The organism is Dietzia sp. 111N12-1 (assembly GCF_001658045.1).
GTDB lineage: Bacteria > Actinomycetota > Actinomycetes > Mycobacteriales > Mycobacteriaceae > Dietzia > Dietzia kunjamensis.
On record NZ_LSSV01000090.1, the window covers coordinates 1 to 1,507 of the forward strand.

Genomic DNA, 1,507 nt, shown 5'->3' on the forward strand with positions numbered 1-1,507 from the left:
CGGCCGAGAGCGACAGTGAGCACCCGCTGGCCAGAGCCGTGGTCGGGGCCGCAAGGGCCCGCGAACTGACCGTGGCGAAGGCGACCGACTTCTCCTCCTCGCCAGCTGTGGGCGTGAAGGCCACGGTGGAGGGCACCGTGGTCGAGGTCGGCGGCCCCTATCTCCTCGACCAGCACGATCGCGACGAACTCCCCGTCGCCGATCAGTGGCGTACCGAGGGCGCGATCATCCTGCACGTCCTCGCCGAGGGCCGGGTGATCGGCGCGCTGCGGTTGGCCGATGAGATCCGGCCCGAGTCCCGTGACGCCGTCGACGCGCTCCATGCTGCCGGTGCGCAGGTCGTCATGATCACCGGCGATGCTCAGGCCGTCGCTGACACCGTCGCCGCCGAGCTCGGCATCGACCGGGTCTTCGCCGGGGTCCGGCCCGAAGACAAGGCCGCCAAGGTCGCCCAACTCCAGCACGAGGGCCGCAAGGTCGCCATGGTCGGCGACGGGGTCAACGACGCGCCCGCACTGGCCCAAGCCGATGTGGGCATCGCCATCGGCGCCGGGACCGACGTGGCGATCGGCTCCGCGGGGGTCATCCTGGCCTCATCGGATCCCCGCTCTGTGCTCTCGGTCATCGAACTCTCCCGGGCGAGCTACCGCAAGATGAAGCAGAACCTGTGGTGGGCCGCCGGCTACAACCTTGCCGCCGTGCCTCTCGCCGCCGGCGTGTTGGCTCCGATCGGATTCGTGCTGCCCATGGGCGTCGGCGCCATCCTCATGTCCGCCTCCACCGTCGTCGTTGCTCTCAACGCGCAGCTGCTGCGCCGTCTCGACCTCCGCCCGGACACCGTCACCACAGCGATGCAACGAGGATGAGTCCGATGAACACCACCCACTCCACTCGGAGACGAGCCGCGATCGCGCTCGTTGCCGCCGCTGCCCTGACCCTGACCGGCTGCTCGCCCGGGCCCGCCGAAAATGCAGTACCCAACTGGCCTCCCGCGTCGTTGGAGCACTACGACCTCGCCGGCCTCGAGGCACCCCAGATCATCAACACGCTCGACACCATGCCGGTGGCCGACAGGCCGAACGATCTGATCGCCTCGGTGCAGCCGACTGAGCTCGTCTTGACCAGTGGCGATGAGAGCCTCGAGACGATTCCTATTCCAGAGGACCAGTTCTATCTGTCAGTGGCTCCGTATTACACGAGCACCCACCCCTGCCGATTCCACAGCCTGACCACTTGCCTCGGCGAGATCGCCAACGAACAGGTGCACGTCACAGTCATCGATAACGCCTCCGGTGACACCCTCATCGACGAACCGCGCACCACCTACGACAACGGCTTCCTCGGGCTCTGGCTACCGCGAGGCATCACGGCCACGCTCACCATCGACCACGACGGCAGAACGGCCACCGCTCCGATCTCCACGGGCGACGACGACCTCACCTGCCTGACCACTATGCAACTCGCCTGACATCCCCACTCGCGCTGGAGTGTTCCCGCTAAAGTGGCC

At 67.5% G+C, this 1,507-nt stretch carries 2 protein-coding genes; both read left to right on the forward strand.

What is annotated here, in order from left to right:
- Positions 1–866 (forward strand): HAD-IC family P-type ATPase (locus tag AYO52_RS16015; protein ID WP_156523655.1); only part of this gene is annotated, 866 nt, incomplete at its 5' end.
- Between the two features lie 5 nt (positions 867–871).
- Positions 872–1,468 (forward strand): CueP family metal-binding protein, encoded by a 597-nt coding sequence (locus AYO52_RS16020; RefSeq protein ID WP_216635345.1) that lies wholly within the window; start codon positions 872–874, stop codon positions 1,466–1,468.
- Positions 1,469–1,507 lie beyond the last annotated feature (39 nt).

Coding starts and splice junctions, on each gene's coding strand:
- AYO52_RS16020 (WP_216635345.1), top strand. CDS start 872: ATGAACACCACCCACTCCACTCGGAGACGAGCCGCGATCGCGCTCGTT.